Raw genomic sequence first — 22,870 nt, 5'->3', positions numbered from 1 at the left:
TGCATGTACTATGTTGATGTTAATCATGAGTGAGGGGATGATCGAATGCGCCGGGTCACATGGATGGTAGCAGTGGTGATGTGCTTAGCATTGGTTCTCGCAGGATGCGGGATGGGCAAGAAAGATGCAGGATCTATCGTAAAGGATTTGGATCATGTGATCAGTAAAGCGAACAGCTATCAGGCTTCTGGAAGCATGATACTGAACACAGGGCAGCAGCCGCAGGAGTATCAAGTTGAGGTGGCTTACTCGCCTGATCATTTTTACCGGATTTCGCTAACGAATGCGACGAAGGATGTCACACAGATTGTGCTTCGTAATGAGGAAGGCGTGTTTGTTCTAACACCGCATTTGAAGAAAAGCTTCCGATTCCAAAGCGATTGGCCGGAGAATCAAGGACAAGTGTATTTGTTCCAATCTTTGGCTAAGAGCATAATCGCCGATAAGGATCGTCAGTTTACAACGGACAATGATGCTTATGTGTTCGATGTAGCGGCCAATTATCAGAATGAGCAGCTGTCCCGCCAGAAAATTTGGCTGAATAAGAAAACATTAGCACCTAAGCAGGTTCAAGTTTCGGATGCGAATCAAAATGTGCTGGTGCAAGTGAGTTTCTCGCATTTTGAGTTCGACGCCAAGTTCGATAAGGATTATTTCCAAATGGAACGCAATATGACCAGCTGGAACATGAGCACTTTGCCAACGATGGCAGATGTGGCCGTAGTGGATGCGGATCACCCGGCAACTGGTGAGAAGTCTGTCACAGACAAAAACTTGACTGCTACTGGCGGCCAATCCGATCAAGCAGCAGGTCAAAATGGTCAGAAGGCAACGGCTAAAGCGGATCCGGCGAAGTCGAATGCCGCGGCCAGCAAACCGCAAACCATCGGTATCATTGAGCCGTCCTATTTGCCCAAAGATGTGGTGAAGCAGGACATCACGGATATGAAGTTAGGTGAGGATGCTGCTGTCCTTTTGAGATATAAAGGGAAATACAGTTTCAGTATTGTTGAAGTAAGGCCACAAGCCAAGTCCGTATCTTTGCAACCTGGCGACATTGTGGATCTTGGGTTCACAATCGGTGTGATCACAGGAGATGCGAAGAAGACACTCACTTGGACGAATGATGGGGTTGAGTTCCGCTTATCGACAGGCGATCTGCCGACGAGTGAAATGATTAAAGTCGCGATGGCGACTGAGGGTCAGTCTGGGAAGTAGATTAAATATTAGGCTTAAAAGGGAAGCACTGTTCACTTAGAACAGGTGTCTTCCCTTATTTTATTTGGTAAATTTGTGGGGTATAATAGGTGGTACGAGGTGATGAGTGAATGGATTTATTAGATTTATTTGATAAGGACGATGGTTTAACCAAAGACGATATTTTGAGCAGATTAGAGATGTTTGCCAAAGAGTTACGTCAAGGAACGACCATTATTGTTATTGGTGCTGCATCCATTATTCTCACGATTGATTCGGTAAGGAAAACGAATGATATTGATATTTTAAATACGACTCGGGTGGCAAGCTATTCAAAGTATGATATTCAAATTGTTAATGAAGGTATACTTTTCCTTTGTGAAGATTACCGAGACCGTTTGGTAATAAAAGCTGATTATGGAGGCGTTTTGGTATATACACTTGGTATGCTTGATGTTGCTCTTGTGAAGTTAGGCCGTGGGTTGGATAAAGACATCGAGGATATCAAGGAGATAATTGCATCAGGAGCCGCTTCTCTTGAACAATTTAAGTTTAAATATAAAGAATTTCGCTATGGCTACGGTGGTAATTTTGAAATTTTAGATAATAATTATTGGGCTGTTATCGGTGAAAAATTCACTTCAAATGATAGAATGTTTTGAAACTGGAGGCGGCTATGGATAAGTTATTATATTTGGATTATCTTCATCAATATTTGAGCAGTTATGTGAAACGAATGTTTGATATAGAGCTGTCATTGGAGAATCTGGATAAATTATTTGTTTATAATGGGAATGAACGCCATCAATATCCTCTATATTTCATTTGGATGGTACCTGAATATACAGATTGGTATCTGGATAACGATAAGCAGTCTTATATTTTATTAGGTGAAAACTTTGCAGAACATATGCAGGATTTGTTTGCTTATAATTCGTTTATTTTGTCAGATTTATTAAGCATAGTTCAGGTCCCGGAGAGGATCTGCTCAGAAGAGCTGCTATATCAAGCGAAATTATCGTTAGGTTCAAAGGTTATTCACATGTTAGAGGGTTGTCAGAAATTTCTTTGGAGTTTTATTTATAAACTAGAGGCTGTCAAAAAAGAAATTGGGGCTTCATTTGCAAGCATTTAAACAAGAAGATTCTACCAACTCCCCCTAATGGGAGTTTTTTTGGTATAATATAATTTTGAGTAAACCGGTATTGGAGTGTCTTAGATGAAAAAAACAACGGATTTAACGTGGGAAGAACAAGTGCAATTCTGGCAAGATGAGTTAGATTTGTTCAACAACGAATTGATGAATGAAGGTAAATTAAAACAAGAAACGATTCAGAAGCATGTGAGTAACATCGGTTTCCTGACTACGGAGTTTTTCATTCGTTATGAATTTGATTACGAGTCGTTAACGGGTGAAGCGATTGTAGAATTCCTAGGCTATTTCTATATCAGTAAAATGATGAATAGCTCAAAATCCGATATTATCGGCTATCTGCCGTCTATCAAAAAGTGGGCGCAATTCCTTAAGCAAAACGGAAGAATATCACCAAACCAATGTGCAGAAGTGCTGGAGGTTTGCAAACATAAGGCCTACTTTACGGATCGATTTGACCAATATATGGGTGCTCATAGTGATGCAGCGCTATCCAAATGGTTGCGTTCAAATGATATTGCGGCTTATTTAAAGCGAGAAGCAGCTTTACCAGCAGTGAAGCTTCAATTAGTGAAACCTATCGCGGTTAACCAAAAGTTGCTTGAGCTTTGGACGGATGGGATTACGGCAGTTCCTAAAATCGTTAATGATTTTCAAGCTTTTTTGGCGATGCTGCAAACGACTAAAAATACGAAGTTAACGGCAGCCCGTAAACATTTGCCCCGGAGCTTTTGGAAAGAGCTTGATGATGAGCTGAATTGGCAGTTGTTTTACAAACCGACACTGAATCAAGATCAGATGCCGTTATTTCAGTTTTTTTTCTACGTGGCGGTGGAACTGGGGTTGCTAGATGATAGCAAGCAGAAAGCTGCGACAACTCACCAAATTTCAAGTTATCTGGCTCTAACAGAGCAGGAGCAGACTGTAGTTCTCTTGGATACACTTTGGAACAAAGTGCAGTGGGTGAATTTGCAAGAAACGAATGAAGCTGGTGGTCCTAAATGCCAGACAGCCAGAAAAGGGATTGCAAGTGTTTTGGCAGACTGGCCCGTAGGTCAAGATCAGGATGTTGATCGAGAGTGGAAAAGGCACATAAGATCCGGCATAATCGTTAAAAACGGCGCTGATTTGTTCTTGATGTGTCTCGTGTCTATTTTGACACGTTTTGATTTGCTCACAGCGACGTTTCCGGCGGAATCGGAAATTAAGTACGCATTTCAAAGAACACCGATTGTCATGGCAACAACGGAGGCAGGCAACCGGGTGTTCCGTCATTTTGCTGGAAAAGAAGCCACAGAACCGAAGAAAACGCCCCTCATCGGAAGCCTTCCTCTGGCTGTCGCGCCTCAGGCTATCCCCGTTACAAACAAAATCGGCCGGAATGATCCATGCCCGTGCGGTAGCGGGAAGAAATACAAGAAGTGCTGTCTGTAATCAGCTGAAAGCAAGGTTGACAGTTTTTTGTGATTCGGATTAACATAGGTTTATTAGTTTGGCCGGTATGAAATGAGGGAGGGGGAGTCCTGCTCGCTAAGGAGCGGGTCTTCCCTTGTCCTTTGCATTTGGAAAAAAGAGGTGAACGCTGGTGGATGCTTTTTATCGTCCTACGTGGGTTGAAATTTCTTTGGATGCTCTGCGAAGCAACATTGAAGGTTTTCAGAAGGTACTGCCGACAGGTATGAAACAGATGGCAGTCGTAAAAGCGGATGCATACGGACACGGGGCTGTTGAAGTATCCAAAGAGGTTATCGCGGCCGGTGTGGATTACTTAGGCGTGGCGTTTTTTGATGAAGCGCTCGAGCTTAGGAATGCCGGTATTACAGCGCCGATTCTGGTTCTAGGCTATACGCCGCCAGAAGGAGTGGAGAAGGCCCGCGAACTGGATGTAACGATTGCTGTTTATAGTCATGATGTACTGAAAGAGCTGCAGGCGCAACAGAATCAGAAGAAGCTGAAAATCCATATTAAACTGGACACGGGTATGGGGCGGCTTGGCTTGCATACGGAAGCGGATGCGATACCTTTTATCGAGGAAGCTTTGACGCTGACGAATGTGGAAGTTGAAGGGTTGTTCACCCATTACGCGAATGCGGATGAGGTGGATAAAACGTATACATGGGAGCAATACCGCCGTTTTGAGCGGATTGTGAGTTATTTTACGGATAAAGGTGTAGCGTTTCCTTACATTCATGCTGGGAATAGCGCGGCTGCGATTGATTTGCCAGGATTAACGTATTCCATGGTACGGCTAGGAATTTCGATGTATGGTTTGTATCCGTCAGAAGATGTGGACCAAACGAAAATTGCTTTAAAACCTGTGCTAAGTCTCAAAACGGGGATTGTTCATCTCAAAACGCTGCCCCCTGGTTCGGGTGTAAGTTATGGGACGATTTATCATACGCAAGGTGAAGAGCGCATTGGAACGCTGCCGATTGGCTATGCGGATGGTTATTCACGTATGCTGTCGGGCAAAGCCGAGGTTCTGGTTCGCGGAAAAAGGGTTCCGATTGTCGGCAGAATTTGTATGGATCAATGTATGATTCATGTCTCTGATGTGCCAGATGTGCAAGCGCTTGATGAGGTTGTACTCATTGGGGAACAGGATGGAGAGCGTATTTCCGTGGAGGATGTGGCTCGTCAGCTTGGGACGATTAATTATGAAGTTATTTGTATGATTTCGCATCGTGTTGCTCGCGTGTATGTGCGCGGCGGGGAACGTGTAGATGCTATTAATCCTTTAATGAGGCATCGCTATTAAGGATCGTGCATAATTTACCATGTAAAATTTATCGTTCATTTAGAGGATTTTTGAAATAGGGTCACGAATACTAGGTGTAAGATTCTTATATCCAGTGATGTAACATATTTGATATACTGGGTGCATATATCTATTGTATAAATTGGTTATCAAGATGACATACTGGTAATATTGTCTTTGTATCGTTTCTGGGGGTGCGAGAGTGTGAGCAATGCGCATAATACGAAAAGGATCATGATTAGTTTGCCTGACAATCTGTTGCAGGAAGTGGACGGAATTGTCGAGAAGGAGAATTCCAATCGCAGCGAATTTATTCGCCAGGCAATGAAGCTGTATTTAATTGAACGCAAAAAGCGCAGTCTACGCGAATCCATGCAGCGTGGGTATATGGAGATGGCAAAAATAAATCTCAGCATGGCATCTGAAGCTTTTCAAGCGGAGGAAGAAGCGGACGGTACGCTTGATCGCTTAGTAAGCGGGGTGTAAGCAGTGATTGTGAAACGTGGCGATGTATTTTTCGCAGATCTTTCGCCGGTAGTAGGGTCGGAGCAGGGAGGAGTTCGTCCTGTTCTAGTGATCCAAAATGATATCGGCAACCGCTTTAGCCCCACCGTGATTGTTGCAGCGATTACAGCTCAAATCCAGAAGGCTAAGCTTCCCACGCATGTGGAAATCGATGCGGAGACGCACGGTTTCGATCGAGACTCGGTGATTCTGCTTGAACAAATCAGAACGATCGATAAGCAACGGCTTACGGACAAAATTACGCATTTGGACGAAGAAACGATGCGGAAGGTTGACGACGCTTTGCAAATTAGTGTGGGACTGATAGAATTTTGAATAAGATCTGGAACGGACGAGGGCGGTAGTTTCCCCTCGTTTTTTGGTTTGTACATACATAGGGATAGAAGTGAGGAATGACAGTGACCTTGAATGCCGAAGAGACGATGAAAAGCAAAGACGTTAAGAACAAGTACGAAGAAGACGCGAAGGAGAAACTTGTTCTCTCCGAAGAAAAGAAAGCAGAGATTCGGGAACGAATCCTGAAACAAATCTCTGCTGAGTTGCAGCTTCCTACTGGCAAAGTGAAGACGACTATGGAGCTGCTTGATGAAGGGAATACGATTCCTTTTATTGCTCGTTACCGCAAAGAGATGACGGGCGAGCTGGATGAAAATCAACTGCGAGATATCGAAGATCGCTTGCAGTACTTGCGCAACTTAGAAGATCGTAAGATTGAAGTTGTCCGTTTGATTGATGAGCAGGGCAAGCTGACAGATGAACTGCGCAAATCGATTGAAGGCGCTGCAAAGCTGCAGGAAATCGAAGATCTGTACAGACCGTTCCGTCAGAAGCGCAAGACGAGAGCCAGTGTTGCCAAAGAGCGCGGCCTGGAGCCGTTAGCGGAGTGGATTTGGAAGCAGCCGCGTCAAGGCTCGCTTGAGCAAGAAGCAGAGCGCTACGTAGATGCCGAGAAGCAGGTAGGAAGCGCTGCTGATGCTATTCAAGGCGCGATGGACATTCTGGCGGAGAATATCGCGGATGATGCGAAAATTCGTGCATGGGTGCGCAGATACACGCAAGATCAGGCTATTATGCGAACCGAGGCTAAGGATGCGAAGCAGGAATCTGTTTATGAAATGTACTATGCGTATCAGGAGCCTATCAAACGTTTGCCGCCTCACCGGATTCTCGCGATTAATCGTGGGGAACGGGAGGAAGTTCTGAAAGTTGGACTTGATATTGCGGCTGATAAAATTCATGATTTTATGTCGCGTCAAGTTATTAGAGGACAGTCGGTCGTGCAAGATGTGCTTCGTGCTGTGGTTGAAGATGCTTATAAAAGGTTGCTGGCTCCTTCGATCGAACGCGAAGTTCGCGGAGAAATGACAGAGGCGGGCGAGGAGCAAGCGATTAAGATTTTCGCGGAAAATCTGCGTAATCTGCTGCTCCAAGCACCGGTCAAAGGGCACGTGGTTCTCGGTGTCGATCCGGCTTACCGGACAGGCTGTAAGCTGGCCGTCATCGACGACACCGGTAAAATGCTTGAAATCGCCGTGACCTACCCGACGCCACCGAATAATAAGGTGGCGGAGGCGAAGGCAAAGTTCAAGCAGATGATCAGCAAACACGGCGTGAGTCTGATCGTGATCGGGAATGGAACGGCTTCCCGTGAAACGGAGCAGTTTGTTGCGGAGCTGATTGGCGAGATCAAGGAGCAGAAGCTCAAGTACTTGATCGTGAGCGAAGCGGGGGCGAGCGTATACTCCGCGTCGAAGCTGGCGCAGACGGAGTTCCCTGAGCTCGACGTCGCCGAGCGCAGCGCGATCTCGATTGCGCGGAGGCTGCAGGACCCGCTCGCAGAGCTTGTGAAGATCGAGCCGAAAGCAATCGGCGTTGGGCAGTACCAGCATGACGTTTCGCAGAAACGTCTGGATGAGAACTTGAAGGCCGTTGTTGAGTCGGCCGTTAATCATGTCGGCGTGGACCTCAACACGGCGTCCCCGTCACTGCTCTCGTATGTGTCCGGCGTGAACGCGACACTGGCGAAGAACATCGTCAAGTATCGCGAGGAGAACGGCAAGTTCAGCTCCCGACAGGAGCTGTCGAAGGTTCCGCGCCTTGGCGCGAAAACCTTCGAGCAGTGTGTCGGGTTCATGCGCATCGCGGGCGGGCGGAACCCGCTCGACAACACCCCGATCCATCCGGAGTCTTACGACGTGGTGGATCGGCTGTTCAAGGAACTGCGCCTGGAACTGGCGCAGCTGGGCTCACAGCAGCTGCTATCGCTGCTGCAGACGCTGGAGCCAGGGGAACTGGCTCCTAAGCTGGGCGTAGGTGTCCCGACGCTACGGGACATCCTAGACAGCCTGCAGCGGCCTGGGCGGGATCCGCGGGAAGAAGTTCCCGCGCCGATCTTCCGCACCGATGTGCTGCAGCTCGAAGACCTTGTGCCGGGTATGGAATTGACCGGCACGGTCCGGAACGTTATCGACTTCGGCGCTTTCGTCGATATCGGTATCAAGAACGATGGGCTCGTGCACATCTCCCAGCTTAAAAATGGCTTCGTCAAACATCCAATGGATGTTGTCTCCGTTGGAGATATCGTACAAGTCTGGGTACTCAGCGTGGACGAGAAAAAAGGTCGCGTCGGCTTGACCATGAAGAAGCCTCAACAATAAGATCTAGGAGCAGTTGGCAGCTTAGTATGCCAGCTGCTTTTTATTTGTTTGGGAACCACCACGAAGCGTTATTTGTGACAAATCGGCGGTCCGCACTGTTTGGCGGATCATAGACCGCCACATCATCCTCTCCTAAGTTACTTTTCCGTGACCGCCACATCATCCTCTCCCAAGTTACTCTTCCGTGACCGCCACATCATCCTCTCCTAAGTTACTCTTCCGTGACCGCCACATCATCCTCTCCTAAGTTACTTTTCCGTGACCGCCACATCATCCTCTCCCAAGTTACTTTTCCGTGACCGCCACATCATCCTCTCCTAAGTTACTCTTCCGTCACTTCCACATCATCCTCTCCTAAGTTACTTTTCCGTGACCGCCACATCATCCTCTCCTAAGTTACTCTTCCGTAATTTCCACATCACCCTCCCCAAAAGTATGTGTCTTACTCCTTCTCTGGCCGCACATCCTTGATCGCATAAACCATGGTACTCCGATGTCCGGCGACAAAGGAGAGTGTGCCTTCCATCGCTAGCTGTTTGAGCCATTTTCCAGCGATGCGGATATTGACGTTGCATTCGGCAGCGACATCCAGTAAGCGGATTTTCCCATTGCGGCGCTCGGCTAGTTGAAGGATGAGCTGTTTTCTGGACGTCCATAAGTCCGGTTCTTGCTTAGCTGATGGCAGGTGTCTTTTCCATGCATGCAGCGAAATTACAGAACTCCTTGGGATGGAATGAGCTTTCTTTTGCATAAACAGTTGTCGCTGCTCAATCAGCTCGGGCCCGCTTAGCCATTGGTTTGTCACTTGATGAATCAAGCCTAATTCTTTTACTTGCTTTAACCAGTTTCTTGTTTTACGATGCATACTCTCGCCTCCTAGTGTTGAATGCGAAAAAGCACACCGAACCGCAGAAATTTCCTGCTGGATCGAGTGTGCTTCACTCTAAAAAGTTATACCAATAATTTACAGTATATAGGGCTCATTTCGAATATGCAACTATTATTTAACAAATGTTTACTTTTATCAATTCAAATGGCAAAAAAGCCAGCACCCGCAATCGCAGATACCAGCTCTTTTATCAAAATTTACGTTTGCCCGGTCCGTCCGTCGATTGGGTGTCAGGCCACTCCTCTTGTGAGCGGCGGGTGCGGTAAAAGTACCAGCTATCATTCAGCAATCGGATTTGTCTGCGGTTTTTATTCTGGAAGGCCCGCATTAATTGATTACAGAGCCATTGCGGCATGTGCCCATCCCCTTCCTCGCTATGTACTAATAGCATATGAAGGTTTGCTCGATAGGGTGCAGGTCCTCCTGCATGCGGTGCTCTATTACTTGGGCTTTTTTTAAAGGTTAGCCTTCGAATTCATCTTCATACCACTGTTCGAGCTGCGCTTGAAGGGCGCGGATCTCTGTTAGTAAGGAAATAAGCGGGTAGGATTTTTCTTGAATGCCAGCGAAGGATTTTTCTAAATTATTAATGTAATCCAGGCCTTGTGTAAGTGTGTGCGCTGTACCGACCAGTTCCAAGTCATCGCATTCCGCAATAACGCGTGGAAGCTTAGGGACTTCTTGAGCGGTTAGTTTCTCTAATTCTTTGTGCAGCCTTTGATTGAGTGCAGTTAATTGATAGGCATGGGATGAGGGCATTTCAACGAATTCCAGCTGTTGTTCGAGCTTGAGAATGACGTATCGCATTTGTGGCATAAGGTTGTTCCAATCCTTTCTGTGGCTAGCTGACGATTCTTCTTTTCTACTTGACAGTATAGCGGTACATACGGTACAAATTCAAGTGAGAACTTGTCAAAGGAGTGCACAAACATGGAGGATCAGGAACTGCAGCAATGGATCGAGATGATCTCTCTGGAATCATTTGGAAGGCCTTTTGTCCATCAGGCGCGTTTTAATCGGAGATTACGGTCAACGGGAGGGCGCTATTTTACGAAATCCCATGATATTGAAATTAGTTGGATGCAGTGGGAGACGTTTGGCCGAGATGAGATTGAGAAGATCATTAAGCATGAACTTTGCCATTATCATTTACATATACTAAAGCGGGGCTATCAGCACAAGGATCACGATTTCAAAACATTGCTAGCGCAAGTGGGAGGTACCCGGTTTTGTCGTTCATTGCCGCGTGCTCCGCAGAAACAAGCCTATAAATACAGACTGGAATGCGTTAATTGTAAAACGGAATATTTTCGCAAACGCAAAATGGATGTTCGGAAATACGCATGTGGCCATTGCAAGGGGAAGTTGAAATCGTATACACTTGACTTACGGTCGCCTTCATAATAAAATAAAACTTGTTCATTCCCTGATAGCTCAGTTGGTAGAGCACTCGACTGTTAATCGAGTTGTCACAGGTTCGAGTCCTGTTCGGGGAGCCAGATTTGGAGAGATACCCAAGTGGCTATAAGGGGACCCTCTGCTAAGGGGTTAGACTGCGTAAGTGGTGCGAGGGTTCGAATCCCTCTCTCTCCGTCCTATAATTAGCTAAAAATAAGCTCAATGGCATTCATGCCGTTGGGCTTATTTTTGTTAGGTAAATACATCTATTTCTAACAATTAGCTAATATGAATCAAATTATTTTCTTTTATAGTAAGATTAAACTTACTTCTAGGGGGAGCTAACCTTGGCCAAAATATTTTCGATCCGTGTTCGTCTGATTTTATTAGTATTAGTTCCTTCGATTCTGTACTTGGGCACCAGCATTTATTTATTGCAGCAAAGCAAAACCAATACAGATGTATTGGCCTCATCCCTTTATGAGACAACAGACAAGAGCACATCGCTCATTCTCAATGCGGACCGTGATATGTATCAAGCATTAACCGCTTATCAACTTCTGGTTTCGGGTACTTTGGGCCCTGAGGAGAAAACAAAACAGCTTAAGGACTTGAAGGATAACATTGATCAAACGAATTCAAGAGTAGGACAGGCCTATGATATTCTAAAAGGCAAGGGTTTGCTCGCGGTCGCGCATACGGAGACGAAATCGACGATCGAGCAGAACGTAGCAGGTTTCCACACTTACTTTGACCAGTGGGCCAAAGAAGCGAACGCCGTTGTTCAATCAGGAGCCGCAGGCAAGGGCGTAATTAATGATTCGAAGTTAAGTGCGACGTTTGAAAAAGGTCGGGAAGGCATGAATCTAATCGGGGAGATTCTCGATATATATGCGAAAACGAGCATTGAAGATATTCGGGATCAAAATAATAAAACCGCGAAGACGATCTACATTTCGATTGCAATTCTTATCATTTTGCTGGCAGTTTCCGGTGGAGTTGTGATTAGTATTATCATGAGAACGGTTAAAGCCATTATGCTTGTGACCAGTCGAGTTGCTGCAGGAGATCTGCGCCACGAGCCGAAACAGACATATGCGAATGATGAGTTCGGCAAAATAACGGAATCTGTCGATACGATGGTATTCAAAATAAAAGGGCTGATCGCGACGATCGCTCACAATACCCAATTCGTGCAGGATGCCTCGGTTGAGCTGTCAGATAGCTCTAAGGAATCCGCGTCAGCCGCTGAGCATGTTGCAACCAACATTCAAGAAATGACGCATGACGTCGAAGTGCAAGCAAGAAGCAGTGAAGAAACAAGCAGAGCTATTGAAGAGATGGCGATTGGCATTCAACGTGTTGCGGAAAACTCTTCTGTCATGGCAGATCATTCCTCGCTTACGTCCAGACATGCGACAATTGGGAACGACTTGCTTGGCAAGCTGCAGCAGCAGATCACTAACATGCTTGCGTCTGTGGAACAGCTTTCGTTAACTGTACTGTCTTTGACACGCAAATCAGATCAAATCGGGCTTATTGCTTCGAGCATCACGACGTTCGCTAATCAGACGAATCTTTTGTCGCTGAATGCTTCTATTGAGGCGGCGCGGGCGGGGGAGCACGGCAAGGGGTTCAATGTCGTTGCGAATGAAATCCGCAAGCTGGCGGCGCAATCCATCGAATCGGCAGATGGGATTAATCAGCTCATTCACGAGACGAGAGTCGAGATTGCCAGCGTATCTGAGTCGATGAATGCGACGAAGCAAGAAGCGAGTACAGGCTCGGTGATGATGCAGGAAGTAAATCAAAGCTTCCACACGATTATGGCATCCGTCACCCACATTGTGACGCAAATTCATGAAACATCAGCGATTACGCAGCAAATGTCGGCCAGTTCGCAAGAAATATCGGCGACGATGGATCACTCAGCATCCAGTACATCGCATATCCTTGTGAAGTCGCAAAACGTTGCCGCTGCAACCGAAGAACAGCTAGCGATGATGCAAAACATCGCCGCTGCGTCAGAGCAGCTCCGCTCGGTTGTGAATACGTTGAACGAATCCGTCGCATATTTTAAAATCGCATAGCGCTCATATAACAAGAGGCACCTACGTGAAAGAATCACAGTAGGTGCCTTTTGCTTGTTAGAACCAATGTTTACGCTTGAAGAAGTACCACATGCATCCACTGGTGAGGATCATGACAATCCAGACAAAGACGTAGCCATAATGCCAATTAAGCTCGGGAATTAGTTTGAAGTTCATGCCGTAAAGGCCAACAATGAAAGTGAGAGGCAGAAAGATGGTGCTGAAGATCGTCAACGTCTTCATGATTTCATTCATTCGGTCGGACTTCATGCTCATTTGGAGCTCGAGCAGCCCGGTCAGTGATTCCCGGAAGATATCGAGTGAATCTACGATTCGCGAGATGTGGTCCATGATATCTAGGAAATAGACATCATCTTCTTCACGTGTGTAGGGGAAGGAGTGATGTGTGATGGCGGATAGCGTAATGCGTTCCTCGACGATGACCCGGCGCAGTTGGTGCATGGATCTTTTGAGCTGGAAAATATCCTGTGCAATGCGAATGCCAGGATTCTGATACACGGCTTGTTCCATGCGGTCGAGGCGATCATCGAAATGGTCAACAACGACGGAGTAGTCATCGACGCATCGATCCAGTATCGCATGCAGAATCGATCCGGGGTGTTTTAAACGATCTTCGACCTCTTGGCAGGTATGATACAACTGATCCAGGAAGGGAAGAGGGTCCTTGTAGACGGTTATGACAAAATTGGCACCGATCACAATGCCGATTTCCCGCGGTTCCAGCTCTTCAGATACGGCGAAGAAGGTTAGAAAAATGTGATTCTTATACACATCCATCTTAGGTCTTTGATTCAGTTTAATGGCATCCTCAATGAGCAGGGGATGGCAGTGATAGAGGTCTCCGAGCACATGCTTGAGTTCCTCGGCAGATGCATTCTCCATGCGTATCCAAGCGACTTCGTTGGGTTCAGGAAAGCGAGCGGCTTCCTCACGGACAAGGCCGTGGGCAGTGTCATAGATGAGCATGAATAGCTTGCACCTCGAATAATTTGAATTGGTCTCAGCATACCATATTTCATTGGATGTGTTCCAGATTTTGTGCTTGTCAACGGCGCAAGAATCCATTATAATAACAATTGTCGTCAAAACGGGCTGATCAAGCTCAGTGACATGCATGGCCCGTTGGTCAAGTGGTTAAGACACCTCCCTTTCACGGAGGTAACAGGGGTTCGAGTCCCCTACGGGTCATTGTTTTATACCTCGCGGTCGTGGTGGAACGGCAGACACACCATCTTGAGGGGGTGGCGCTCACAAGGCGTGAGGGTTCAAATCCCTCCGACCGCATTCCAAGATTAACCCTTGATAGGTCATTCAAGGGTTTTTTGTTTTGTGGTTTTCGTCGATTTATGAGAATATCAATCTTAATTTAAACAGGGGCACAATGCTATCGTCGTATAAATTCGATAGCATTGTGCCCTATTTGTAAGAAAGGAAACCATCTGAGCGGATACTGACAAAATAAAGAAACTCAATTTTTCTTCAGCGTATTTTTTTCCTCATTGTAGATTAATTCAGGTAGGATGCTTCACTCGGTAGAGTATAAAAATCCACTTCATCAATAGCATCCAATTCAATTAATTGGCTTTTCATTAATACAACGGAATAGTTGAACATTTTTTCTTTTTTTACTTTTTTTCCGATGATGCTAATCATTTTTCTTTCAAACTCTTCTTCAACTACTTCTTGTTTAATTCTTATTATTACTGTTATTATTTCACTTTCTTTTACATCTTGGTACAACAGTTTAAGCCCTGATATATCCTTTATCTTCTTGGGTAACGTGTCTTGTATGAATTCCTCTTTGTCCTGTAACTTTTGAATTGCAAATTCTCCTTCATTATTTTCCTGAGGTGCCAAAGTATTTGAGAAAGTATTATGTTGTTTAGACGAGGTTGCCTGAAATGTAGATAAGTTTTCTGTAAAGAGTAACGGTAAACTAACAGAACATAATAAAATAATTTTCTTCATTGTGCTCTTCCTTCCATTATTTTATTTATTCATTTGACGATAAAAGCAACCAGGATGTTGCTCTTAGGGGTATTCCTGGGATTAAAACTATTAGATATTTATAAGACATAATAAGTTAATTTATGGGAATATAGAAATGGGATGCGATTGATGTTCTTGGTGTCAGCAAGACTAAACAATCAGAGATAGTACCAGAAGCAAAACTCCTTGAAGAGCAGAAGAACATTTCTGCGATAAGGGTTAATACAAGAATGATGAATAAATTTTAGCAGCTACTAAGACTAGCAGCATGGTTATCTTTAGCAACATCAATTCCAACAAGCAGGTGGTCCAGAGTAATTCGTTCAACGCGTTAATTTAGCCTTGATGTCTTAGAATAAGAGGTAGCAGTAATGTTGGAAAACAACATTAACAGGCAGAACTAAGCACCACTGAGTTGCCGCTGCTGTCCCCGCCCCCCACTCCACCGCCTCAAAGCCCGCCCCCCGCACAACCAATCTCTCATTCTAATGAACCGTATGATGCCTATAGACCAGAAATTAGCTACTTTGAAAATCTAATGAGCCGAATAGGCGTTATCAAGCAGCTTTTAAGCGGAATGGTGATCATTTGCATGAAATAACGCATCGGAAGTTCGTTAGATTTTCCAAATACCCCATTTTGACCAAATAAGGGGTAGGGGGTTCGTTAGGGGCCACCTAGTATTTCTCATGTATTTTGAATAAACACATAATTCTGACTAAAAACACATGTGAATTTATTGTAAGTGCCAATATAATAAAAACAATCATGGGCCCATGATAAAAAAAGTATCGAGAGAGGGGCTACTTCATTTGAAAGCAGTTTCATATAACTCCCGTTTCCTTCGCAAACGGAGCACGGTCACTATGGTTGGCGCTTTGATGGCTGTTGTCTTGTTAGCTGGATGTGGGAATTCCACTAATGCACCAACAGCAACTTCGTCTTCGAGTGCATCCGCTTCTGAGCCCATTCATATTCTTCTGTCTCATTCGGAATTTGCCTATGCCAAACAAGCGAAAGAAGACGATATTTACAAGAAAGAACTGAACCGACTATCCGGTTTCAATGTGAAGTATGATTTCTTGGGACATAGTGATTATGCCCAGCAGCTATCGCTTAGGTTTGCTTCTGGTGATCTTGCGGACCTGATCCGGACGGACAGCGTAGTTTCTACTATGCACAGTGGTGCTGTCGATCAAGGCGTGTTTCTTGAACTCGGCCCCCTCATTGACAAATATGCACCTACGCTAAAAAAGAAAATACCCGCAGAATTCTGGAAAAGTCCCCGCATTTCCAAGGACGGCAAAATTTATGGCATACCCGTTACCCGTGGGGTGCCGGCTGATCGTTCCATCTTTATTCGCCAAGATTGGCTGGATAAGCTGAAAATGGATGCCCCTAAGACACTTGATGAGTACTTAGCCTTCTTCGAAGCGGTTAAAAAAGAAGATATGAACGGCAATGGCGATCCGAATGATGAGTATGGTTTGGGCATGTTCAACAATATTATTTGGACGGATATTTTCACTCCAGCGTTTGGCGTTCATACGAACAAATGGAGTCTCAAGAATGGGCAGCTCATGCCTGATATTATCGACCCAAGAATGAAGGAAGCGATCGCTTTTTACAAGCAGCTCTACGATAAAGGTTATATCAATCCCAATTTGTTTGTGAAAAAAGAAGATGAACAGAATGCTTCTATCGCTAAGGGGGAAGTTGGCGTATGGGGAGCCGCGGTTTATCAATACTTGGCTGGGTATGGGAAGGATAACGCCCAAAAAACGTTTCTTAATCAGCCTAATGCCTCTGTTAGCATGATTGCTCCTCCACAAGGCCCTCGTGGTGACAAAGGCATGGCGCTGCAATCGGATGAGATTTATTTCGTCTGGGTGATACCAGCCAAAACCAAGAATCCAGAGAACATCATTAAGTATCTGGAGTGGGCTTACAGCAGCCCTGATGCCGATCAATTTTTTGCCTATGGCATAAAAGGACAAAACTTCACGGAAGAAAATGGACAGATTAAATACGATATTAATCAGCCAGTCAATGTAGAGAAGAATGCCTTCCAAATGTATCAGGTTTCACTCAACCCTCGTGAGATCGGATTCGCAGCACCGCTGGTGCTTAAGGCTCTTCCGGAATCAGCCAAGATTACAAAGGGTTATGCCACGTCCAAAGACAGTCTAATTCCGAATGAAGCGAAATATATGCCTCGCTTGGAATCGCTCGCCAGCCATCCGGAATTGAATATTGGCGCTGCGCAAGGCACGCTGTTCCTGGACATGTTTGCCAAGGTGCTTACGGGACGGGAACCGCTTGACTCCGCGTTCGACAGCTTTGTGGCTGATTGGAAAAAACGCGGCGGCGATGCTGCCATTAAAGAAGCGACGGAGTGGTATAACAAATTTAGTGATAAGAGATAAGGGGGAGAACGCCCTGTTTGCACAGATCCGATTCAAAGAATCCTGGGTGCTCATTCTCATGGCAATACCCGGCTTGGCCTACTTTTTCACCTTCAAATATATCCCGCTGGTGGGCAACATCATTGCTTTTCAGAACTACAACCTCTTTCAAGGGCTTTTCCACAGCAAGTGGGTGGGGTTGGATCATTTTCTTACTTTGTTTCGATATGATGATTTCTGGATTATCATGCGCAACTCCTTAAAGCTGGGCCTTTATTCCATATTTTTTGGATTCCCGGCCCCATTGGTACTAGCCTTGCTGCTGAATGAATTGCGGGCTATGTGGTTGAAACGTCCGCTTCAGACGATGCTGTATTTACCCCATTTCCTGTCCTGGGTCATTGTTGGCGGTATCTTTTCCAATCTTCTTGACGTTAAAGGCTGGATGAATCAAAAGCTGCATAACGTTGGCCTAGGGCCCTATGATTTTCTAGGGAATTCAACCACGTTTCTTGGAACGGTTATATCCATCAGCATTTGGAAAGAAATTGGATGGGGGACCATCATCTATTTGGCCGCGCTAGCCGGGATCAATCCGAGCTTATATGAAGCCGCTACGATGGATGGGGCCAGTCGGGTTCGGCAAATATGGTCGATTACGCTGCCCTCCCTTATGCCAGCAATTATTGTCCTGCTGCTACTAAGAGTCGGGAATTTACTGGATGCCAACATTGAACAAATGCTAATGTTCCTAAACCCGCTTGTGCGAGATGTCGGTGAAGTATTTGATACGTATATTTATAGGGTTGGCTTACTGGAAAGCCAATATAGTTATTCCACGGCAATCGGTGTGTTTAAATCAGTCATCGGATTAATTTTATTGACGCTGGTTAACACATTGAGCAAGAAAACAACCGGTGAAGGTGTTTATTAGACATAGAGGAGGGGATTGACCTGAGAAGCGCTGGTTCCTTTCCATGGTTTTCAGTTGCCAACATCGTTATATTGACGGTAACCAGTCTGAGCATGATCGCGCCGCTTATTCATTTATTGGCTGTGTCGCTAAGCCTTCCGGAATATGCGAATGCCAAATTGGTCGGGCTCTGGCCCAAAGGCATGCAGTTCGATGTCTATGGATCCATTTTTGCATTAGACGATATTTGGCGTGCGATGGGCGTGAGTATTTATATTACGGTTATCGGAACAATCGTGACGCTGCTCCTTTGCTCGCTGTTGGCTTATACGCTTACAAGGCCGATGATGCCCGGGCGAAAAATCATAATGAAACTTATTGTCGTTACATTCGTTTTCCCCGTACCCTTAATACCAAGTTACTTATTGGTCAAGCAGCTGGGCATGATTAATTCGCTATGGTCACTCATTATTCCTGGGGCGATGAGCGCCTTTTATGTTCTCATCATCCGTACTTTTTTCCAAGGTGTTCCGGGGGAGTTATTTGAGGCTGCGAAAATCGACGGTTGCGGTGAACAGCGCATTTACACGCGAATTGTATTGCCGTTATCTTTGCCTGTACTAGCTACAATTACCTTATTTCATACGGTCAGTCAGTGGAATTCCTATTTCTCTGCAACTATCTACATTCGTTCGCGAGAGCTGTATCCGCTTCAGGTTCTGCTGCGCAACCTCATCGTAGACAATGGAGCCAATACGGGAATGAGTGATTTTCAGCTCAGTACACAGTTTACGCCAGAAATGATGAAAGCGGGCATCGTATTGGTGGCTACCTTGCCGATTCTGATCGTATACCCGCTCCTTCAAAAGCATTTCGTTAAAGGCGCTATGCTGGGGTCGGTCAAAGAATAGCAAAGGGTTTCCTGATTACGCTAAATAAGCTAAGCTTATACTAACTATCACAGAGGCACAGGCAGAAGACGAAGGGGAATGTGTTATGCGGATCAAGACGATGACGATCAAGTTAAAGCTGGTTCTGCTTTTCTTCGGCTTCTTCTGTGTGCCCTTTCTAGTTCTTGGCAAGTTCTGGTATGATCGCTCGATGGAAACCATTGAGGATAACGCGATTAACAATAGTCAACAATTGATGCGCCAAATGAACTATAATCTCGATGTGTACTTTTCCGACATTAAGAAAGCGACGCTCCCTCTTCTTGCCCATCCTCTCGTACAGCAGTTTGTCAAAATAGACCCTAATAATCAATATGATTATTATGATTTAAGCTCCCATATCCGATCAGATCTCATTCCTAACACTGTGTATAATCGAGATGATATCTATGGACTTTCCGTCATTTCCCTTAAAGGGCCTTATTATAGCAATATAGCTTTCTCAGATCGTGTAGATAGGTACAGAAAAGAATTCGCAGAGAACTACGCGGACAATTTTCGGATCCTAGGCATCAGCAGGACGGGAGACGGTACGGAGGTTATTACAGTCTTTCGAAGAATCATAGATAATGAAACGTATGTAACAGCAGGTTATCTGATCATTGATTTATCCTTGAACCGAACGACGAACATCATTAATCAAGCTGAACTTGGCAAAACAGGGATGATTTCCATTGTGAACACGGACGACCGCTATTTGTACCACCCTGATTCGCAAAAATGGCAGCAGCTTCTGCCGGATAGGTATAAGCGCAGCTTTGAACATATAAACGCTCCTTACTTTACGAATGGAACAGGTGCAGGCAAGACAATTGTGGTATATAACCGTTCTGCGGCAACGGGGCTAACGATCGTGTCGGAAGTTCCGCTGCGGGAACTCATGGAAGATCTAATCTATTTTCGCAATTTAACGCTGGGCTTTGTCTTACTACTGATCATTTTGGCTTTTGTGACTATTTTCAGCTTTTCACTGTCCATCACGCGTGCACTGTCACAATTAATGAATTTAATGAAAAAAGTGGAGATGGGTGACCTGAGCATACGTGCTCCGCTGCGCAGGGATGAAATTGGAAGTTTGAACAGAGGGTTTAATCTCATGTTAGAAGATTTAAATCGGCTGATTGAAATGATTCATACTTCCCATCTGAAGGAAAAAGAAATGGCTATTCATCAAAGAGAATCGAAGCTGCAAATGCTGCAGGCGAGAATTAATCCTCATTTTCTTTATAATACGTTGGGGGTTATCAATGCTTATGCCATCATTGCCAAGGTTAAACCAATTAGTCAGATGACGGTATGGTTGTCTGATATATTCCGCTATAGCATCGATAATGGGGAGGATACCGTTTCACTTGCTGAGGAAATTCAGCATATGTTCAACTATATTCACATCCAGCAAGAACGTTATCAGAGCTTGGAAGTAGATGTGGATCTGAATTTTGATCGGCTGAAGGATATCCATACGCTTCGTCTCACCGTGCAGCCGATTGTTGAGAATGCCTTTATTCATGGCTACGAGGATTATTCTATCAAGCCTGCGTATATTGGTCTTCGAGCAAGTTTCGATGATTCTGGTGTAAAACTTCTGATTATTGATAAAGGCAGGGGAATGCCGCCGGATCTAGTTGATACGTATAACCATGCTTTTGCCCAAATGTCAGAAGAACAAATGCTGCAAGCGAGTGCTCCATTTGGAGGTATTGGCATGTGGAATGTCCACAGTAGGCTAAGACTCGAGTTTGGCGAACCTTACGGTCTTTCCATTGTGATTTCAGAAAGCTTTGGAACCATTGTAGAGATTAGAATGCCGTATCGGAAGGAGCAATCTGAATGATGACCGTCGTTGTTGTCGAAGATGAACCTATCGTAAGAATGGGGCTCATTGCACTTATGGAGTCGGAAGCCAAGGGATTCCGGATTGTGGGTGAAGCAGAGGATGGGCAGCAGGCACTAGCACTGGCCAGACTGCATGTGCCAGACATCATTATTACGGATATTCGCATGCCTGTGATGGACGGATTGAGTTTTATGATGGCTCTTAGGAAGGAAGGAATTTCTTCTTCGGTCATCGTAGTTTCCGGTTATGGGGAATTTGAATACGCTCAACAAGCTATGCGTGCCGGTGCAGCCGATTATTTATTAAAACCGATCAACGAGGATAACCTGCTGCCCACATTAAATGCCTTGCGGGAGAAGATACAGCTAGAGAAAGCACGCATTGTTCATGATAATAAGGAGCAGTTGTGGTCTTTCAAGACAAGTGCCAAACAGTTGGCTAATGATTTATGGAATCTTAGAGAGTTGGAGATTGAGGAAGAACTGAACTCGTTGCAGCATAAGCTTTCGGAAAACAGACTGTCTGCCTATGATATGGAGCGAAAACTGACTGGATATATTGCATTATTGGAAGCGGAATTTCATTATGCGGCGGGGCAAGAATTACCGTTTCCGCGAGGTTTAGGTACAATCACCCATCACTTCGATACATTCACTGCTCATATGTATGCTGCAATGGAAACAATTCGAGGGATAAGGAACTGGGGATACGGCAAAGTTACTCAAGCCGCAATTGCCTATCTGGAGCAGCATTTTGGTGATCCTGATCTTACGCTAACGAAGATTGCGCAGCAGCTTGAAGTAAAGCCCGCTAATTTCAGTCATATGTTTAAATCGGAGCTTGGCGTTCCGTTCAGCCAATATCTGATTCGATTGCGAATGGATAAAGCGGCAGAGCAGCTCTCTGAATCAGCTAACAAAGTTTATGAAGTGAGTGCTGCGGTTGGCTTTTCTGATTACGTGCATTTTTCCAAAATGTTTAAACGGCATAAGGGTCTTACGCCAACCGAATATCGACAGAATAAATGGAAGTAATAAAAGCCTGGGATCCCATGCAACACATGGAACCTCAGGCTTTTTTTATGAGAATTTGGAGTGAACGCGGAGTTACTCCAACTGCCAGTGCGGAGAAAAGGGGACGTCAAGCCGCAGAATTGGCGAAATGTGCCGTTGCAGCAATTTTAAGGGAACTACAGTCCGCTATTCTAGCAAAAAGCGTCATTATTGCGAGGTTGAGGGAACTACAGTCTGCTATTTTGCTGTTTTGGGGGAAATTCAGCGCTTTTAGCGGAAATAAGGCCCTGTAGTTCCGCTAATACGCTAGCATCCCCGCTTTTTGCCTAAATAGCGAACCTGAGTTCCCTTAATCGGATTTGTCGCCATCGGCGAAGCCGTTTATTCCTGCTTCCTGAGTTAAACTGGAATCAGCTCGTAAGCTAATCGTTTAATAATCTCCTGGTGCTGAGGATACTGCGCCAAAAGCTCATCTTGCGTGAACAACTCAAAATCTTGAAAATCAAATCCAGGAGCAACCATACAGCCAACCAGGGAGAACGTGTCCTTTTCCATAACAGAGGAACCAAAGATGGAATTCTTGGGAACCAAATATTGCAGCGATTCCCCTTTGTCCAAATTCATGCCCAGCTTGACTTCCTCATAGCTGCCATTTTCGTGGATCACGTGAATGGTCAATGGGCTTCCAGCATGAAAGTACCATAATTCATCGGATTTCAAGCGGTGAAAGTGCGAAACATCATGGGACTGCAAGAGGAAATAAATGCTTGTATACAGCAAGCGTTGACCATCAAATTGAACAGATAATTCCTTGTCAGTAACGGTTTCCTCGGCTTGATACGATCTTTTATAATAACCGCCTTCGGGATGAGCGATTAATTCAAGTTTGGAAATCCAGTATTCAGGACTTGTTGATACCATATGATCATTCCTTTTTTAGTGAGAATAAGAGCTGCCCTTTGCTTAGCATCCAACTATTATAAACGATTCTATGAAAATACAGTGTGAAAGTTTCATTACATTTTCATAGGTTAGTAGAGTTCCGACTTATGCTATGATTATTTCAATTATGGGG

21 protein-coding genes and 4 tRNA genes are annotated in these 22,870 nt (G+C 45.1%); 19 read left to right on the top strand and 6 right to left on the bottom strand.

The features are described 5' to 3' along the window. The first annotated feature begins 45 nt into the window (after positions 1-45). The 8 genes from LOZ80_RS25660 (at position 46) to LOZ80_RS25625 (ending at position 8,290) form a co-directional block, all read left to right on the top strand. Positions 46-1,218 (top strand): outer membrane lipoprotein-sorting protein, encoded by a 1,173-nt coding sequence (locus tag LOZ80_RS25660; RefSeq protein ID WP_238167323.1) that lies wholly within the window; start codon positions 46-48, stop codon positions 1,216-1,218. A gap of 110 nt (positions 1,219-1,328) precedes the next feature. Then, complete coding sequence (locus LOZ80_RS25655; protein ID WP_238167322.1) at positions 1,329-1,859, top strand: DUF6036 family nucleotidyltransferase; 531 nt, start codon at positions 1,329-1,331, stop codon at positions 1,857-1,859. Between the two features lie 14 nt (positions 1,860-1,873). Next, positions 1,874-2,332 carry a hypothetical protein gene (locus LOZ80_RS25650; RefSeq protein WP_238167321.1) on the top strand — a complete coding sequence of 153 codons (459 nt, stop codon included), beginning with the start codon at positions 1,874-1,876 and terminating at the stop codon, positions 2,330-2,332. 84 nt (positions 2,333-2,416) lie between these two features. Continuing rightward, a complete protein-coding gene (locus tag LOZ80_RS25645) occupies positions 2,417-3,784 on the top strand; it encodes a YecA family protein (protein WP_238167320.1) in 1,368 nt (455 codons plus the stop codon). Between the two features lie 151 nt (positions 3,785-3,935). Next, positions 3,936-5,108 (top strand): alanine racemase, encoded by a 1,173-nt coding sequence (gene alr / locus LOZ80_RS25640; RefSeq protein ID WP_238167319.1) that lies wholly within the window; start codon positions 3,936-3,938, stop codon positions 5,106-5,108. A gap of 204 nt (positions 5,109-5,312) precedes the next feature. Next, on the top strand, positions 5,313-5,594 hold the full coding sequence (locus LOZ80_RS25635) for a CopG family ribbon-helix-helix protein (protein WP_028553892.1): 282 nt from the start codon (positions 5,313-5,315) through the stop codon (positions 5,592-5,594). A 3-nt stretch (positions 5,595-5,597) separates the two neighbouring features. Further along, on the top strand, positions 5,598-5,948 hold the full coding sequence (locus tag LOZ80_RS25630; protein ID WP_028553893.1) for a type II toxin-antitoxin system PemK/MazF family toxin: 351 nt from the start codon (positions 5,598-5,600) through the stop codon (positions 5,946-5,948). 77 nt (positions 5,949-6,025) lie between these two features. Beyond that, complete coding sequence (locus tag LOZ80_RS25625; RefSeq protein ID WP_443146977.1) at positions 6,026-8,290, top strand: Tex family protein; 2,265 nt, start codon at positions 6,026-6,028, stop codon at positions 8,288-8,290. Between the two features lie 442 nt (positions 8,291-8,732). On the opposite strand, the gene LOZ80_RS25620 is transcribed toward LOZ80_RS25625, so the two are convergent. The 3 genes from LOZ80_RS25620 to LOZ80_RS25610 form a co-directional block, all read right to left on the bottom strand. Continuing rightward, complete coding sequence (locus LOZ80_RS25620; protein WP_238167318.1) at positions 8,733-9,155, bottom strand: hypothetical protein; 423 nt, start codon at positions 9,153-9,155, stop codon at positions 8,733-8,735. A gap of 214 nt (positions 9,156-9,369) precedes the next feature. Continuing rightward, positions 9,370-9,534, bottom strand: a complete 165-nt coding sequence (gene cmpA, locus LOZ80_RS25615; RefSeq protein WP_090818813.1) for a cortex morphogenetic protein CmpA — start codon at positions 9,532-9,534, stop codon at positions 9,370-9,372. 107 nt (positions 9,535-9,641) lie between these two features. Continuing rightward, entirely contained in the window at positions 9,642-9,995 is a 354-nt protein-coding gene (locus LOZ80_RS25610) for a hydrolase/acyltransferase (protein WP_238167317.1), read from the bottom strand. Between the two features lie 114 nt (positions 9,996-10,109). On the opposite strand from LOZ80_RS25610, the gene LOZ80_RS25605 reads away from it, so the two are divergent. From LOZ80_RS25605 to LOZ80_RS25590, 4 genes are all read left to right on the top strand, one after another. Then, on the top strand, positions 10,110-10,583 hold the full coding sequence (locus tag LOZ80_RS25605; protein WP_238167316.1) for a SprT family protein: 474 nt from the start codon (positions 10,110-10,112) through the stop codon (positions 10,581-10,583). Between the two features lie 19 nt (positions 10,584-10,602). Further along, positions 10,603-10,678 (top strand) — tRNA-Asn (locus LOZ80_RS25600). Between the two features lie 5 nt (positions 10,679-10,683). Next, a tRNA-Ser gene (locus tag LOZ80_RS25595) sits at positions 10,684-10,772 on the top strand. A gap of 152 nt (positions 10,773-10,924) precedes the next feature. Then, on the top strand, positions 10,925-12,667 hold the full coding sequence (locus LOZ80_RS25590) for a methyl-accepting chemotaxis protein (RefSeq protein WP_238167315.1): 1,743 nt from the start codon (positions 10,925-10,927) through the stop codon (positions 12,665-12,667). Positions 12,668-12,724: 57 nt separating this feature from the next. Here the strand turns inward: LOZ80_RS25590 and corA are convergent, their stop codons facing one another. Then, positions 12,725-13,654: a magnesium/cobalt transporter CorA gene (corA, locus tag LOZ80_RS25585; RefSeq protein WP_238167314.1), complete on the bottom strand. Its 930-nt coding sequence runs from the start codon at positions 13,652-13,654 to the stop codon at positions 12,725-12,727. A gap of 150 nt (positions 13,655-13,804) precedes the next feature. Here corA and LOZ80_RS25580 point away from each other — a divergent pair. After that, positions 13,805-13,876 (top strand) — tRNA-Glu (locus tag LOZ80_RS25580). A 14-nt stretch (positions 13,877-13,890) separates the two neighbouring features. Next, a tRNA-Leu gene (locus tag LOZ80_RS25575) sits at positions 13,891-13,972 on the top strand. 222 nt (positions 13,973-14,194) lie between these two features. Here LOZ80_RS25575 and LOZ80_RS25570 read toward each other — a convergent pair. Beyond that, complete coding sequence (locus LOZ80_RS25570) at positions 14,195-14,656, bottom strand: hypothetical protein (protein WP_238167313.1); 462 nt, start codon at positions 14,654-14,656, stop codon at positions 14,195-14,197. 833 nt (positions 14,657-15,489) lie between these two features. Here LOZ80_RS25570 and LOZ80_RS25565 point away from each other — a divergent pair. The 5 genes from LOZ80_RS25565 (at position 15,490) to LOZ80_RS25545 (ending at position 21,816) form a co-directional block, all read left to right on the top strand. Further along, positions 15,490-17,103 carry an extracellular solute-binding protein gene (locus tag LOZ80_RS25565; protein ID WP_238167312.1) on the top strand — a complete coding sequence of 538 codons (1,614 nt, stop codon included), beginning with the start codon at positions 15,490-15,492 and terminating at the stop codon, positions 17,101-17,103. Between the two features lie 58 nt (positions 17,104-17,161). Continuing rightward, a complete protein-coding gene (locus tag LOZ80_RS25560) occupies positions 17,162-18,016 on the top strand; it encodes an ABC transporter permease (protein ID WP_238167311.1) in 855 nt (284 codons plus the stop codon). A gap of 71 nt (positions 18,017-18,087) precedes the next feature. Continuing rightward, a complete protein-coding gene (locus LOZ80_RS25555; RefSeq protein ID WP_238167310.1) occupies positions 18,088-18,906 on the top strand; it encodes a carbohydrate ABC transporter permease in 819 nt (272 codons plus the stop codon). An 85-nt stretch (positions 18,907-18,991) separates the two neighbouring features. Beyond that, positions 18,992-20,779, top strand: coding sequence for a sensor histidine kinase (locus LOZ80_RS25550; RefSeq protein ID WP_238167309.1), 1,788 nt, complete (start codon positions 18,992-18,994; stop codon positions 20,777-20,779). Continuing rightward, the gene (locus LOZ80_RS25545; RefSeq protein WP_238167308.1) at positions 20,776-21,816 is read left to right on the top strand and encodes a response regulator transcription factor; all 1,041 of its coding nucleotides are present in this window, start codon (positions 20,776-20,778) and stop codon (positions 21,814-21,816) included. Before LOZ80_RS25550 ends, LOZ80_RS25545 begins: the two co-directional genes overlap by 4 nt. Before the next feature lie 378 nt (positions 21,817-22,194). On the opposite strand, the gene LOZ80_RS25540 is transcribed toward LOZ80_RS25545, so the two are convergent. Further along, on the bottom strand, positions 22,195-22,716 hold the full coding sequence (locus LOZ80_RS25540) for a cupin domain-containing protein (RefSeq protein ID WP_238167307.1): 522 nt from the start codon (positions 22,714-22,716) through the stop codon (positions 22,195-22,197). Between the last annotated feature and the right edge of the window lie 154 nt (positions 22,717-22,870).

Source organism: Paenibacillus sp. HWE-109, from assembly GCF_022163125.1.
GTDB lineage: Bacteria > Bacillota > Bacilli > Paenibacillales > NBRC-103111 > Paenibacillus_E.
This window is presented reverse-complemented; position numbering and strand designations above follow the sequence as displayed.

Excerpts from the sequence above, each read along its gene's own strand:
- LOZ80_RS25550 (WP_238167309.1), top strand. The coding sequence starts at position 18,992 with ATGCGGATCAAGACGATGACGATCAAGTTAAAGCTGGTTCTGCTTTTC.
- LOZ80_RS25570 (WP_238167313.1), bottom strand. The coding sequence starts at position 14,656 with ATGAAGAAAATTATTTTATTATGTTCTGTTAGTTTACCGTTACTCTTT.
- cmpA (WP_090818813.1), bottom strand. The coding sequence starts at position 9,534 with ATGCCGCAATGGCTCTGTAATCAATTAATGCGGGCCTTCCAGAATAAA.
- LOZ80_RS25560 (WP_238167311.1), top strand. The coding sequence starts at position 17,162 with ATGGCAATACCCGGCTTGGCCTACTTTTTCACCTTCAAATATATCCCG.
- corA (WP_238167314.1), bottom strand. The coding sequence starts at position 13,654 with ATGCTCATCTATGACACTGCCCACGGCCTTGTCCGTGAGGAAGCCGCT.
- LOZ80_RS25650 (WP_238167321.1), top strand. The coding sequence starts at position 1,874 with ATGGATAAGTTATTATATTTGGATTATCTTCATCAATATTTGAGCAGT.
- LOZ80_RS25610 (WP_238167317.1), bottom strand. The coding sequence starts at position 9,995 with ATGCCACAAATGCGATACGTCATTCTCAAGCTCGAACAACAGCTGGAA.
- LOZ80_RS25625 (WP_443146977.1), top strand. The coding sequence starts at position 6,026 with ATGACAGTGACCTTGAATGCCGAAGAGACGATGAAAAGCAAAGACGTT.
- LOZ80_RS25660 (WP_238167323.1), top strand. The coding sequence starts at position 46 with ATGCGCCGGGTCACATGGATGGTAGCAGTGGTGATGTGCTTAGCATTG.
- LOZ80_RS25540 (WP_238167307.1), bottom strand. The coding sequence starts at position 22,716 with ATGGTATCAACAAGTCCTGAATACTGGATTTCCAAACTTGAATTAATC.
- LOZ80_RS25620 (WP_238167318.1), bottom strand. The coding sequence starts at position 9,155 with ATGCATCGTAAAACAAGAAACTGGTTAAAGCAAGTAAAAGAATTAGGC.
- LOZ80_RS25655 (WP_238167322.1), top strand. The coding sequence starts at position 1,329 with ATGGATTTATTAGATTTATTTGATAAGGACGATGGTTTAACCAAAGAC.
- LOZ80_RS25605 (WP_238167316.1), top strand. The coding sequence starts at position 10,110 with ATGGAGGATCAGGAACTGCAGCAATGGATCGAGATGATCTCTCTGGAA.
- LOZ80_RS25645 (WP_238167320.1), top strand. The coding sequence starts at position 2,417 with ATGAAAAAAACAACGGATTTAACGTGGGAAGAACAAGTGCAATTCTGG.
- LOZ80_RS25545 (WP_238167308.1), top strand. The coding sequence starts at position 20,776 with ATGATGACCGTCGTTGTTGTCGAAGATGAACCTATCGTAAGAATGGGG.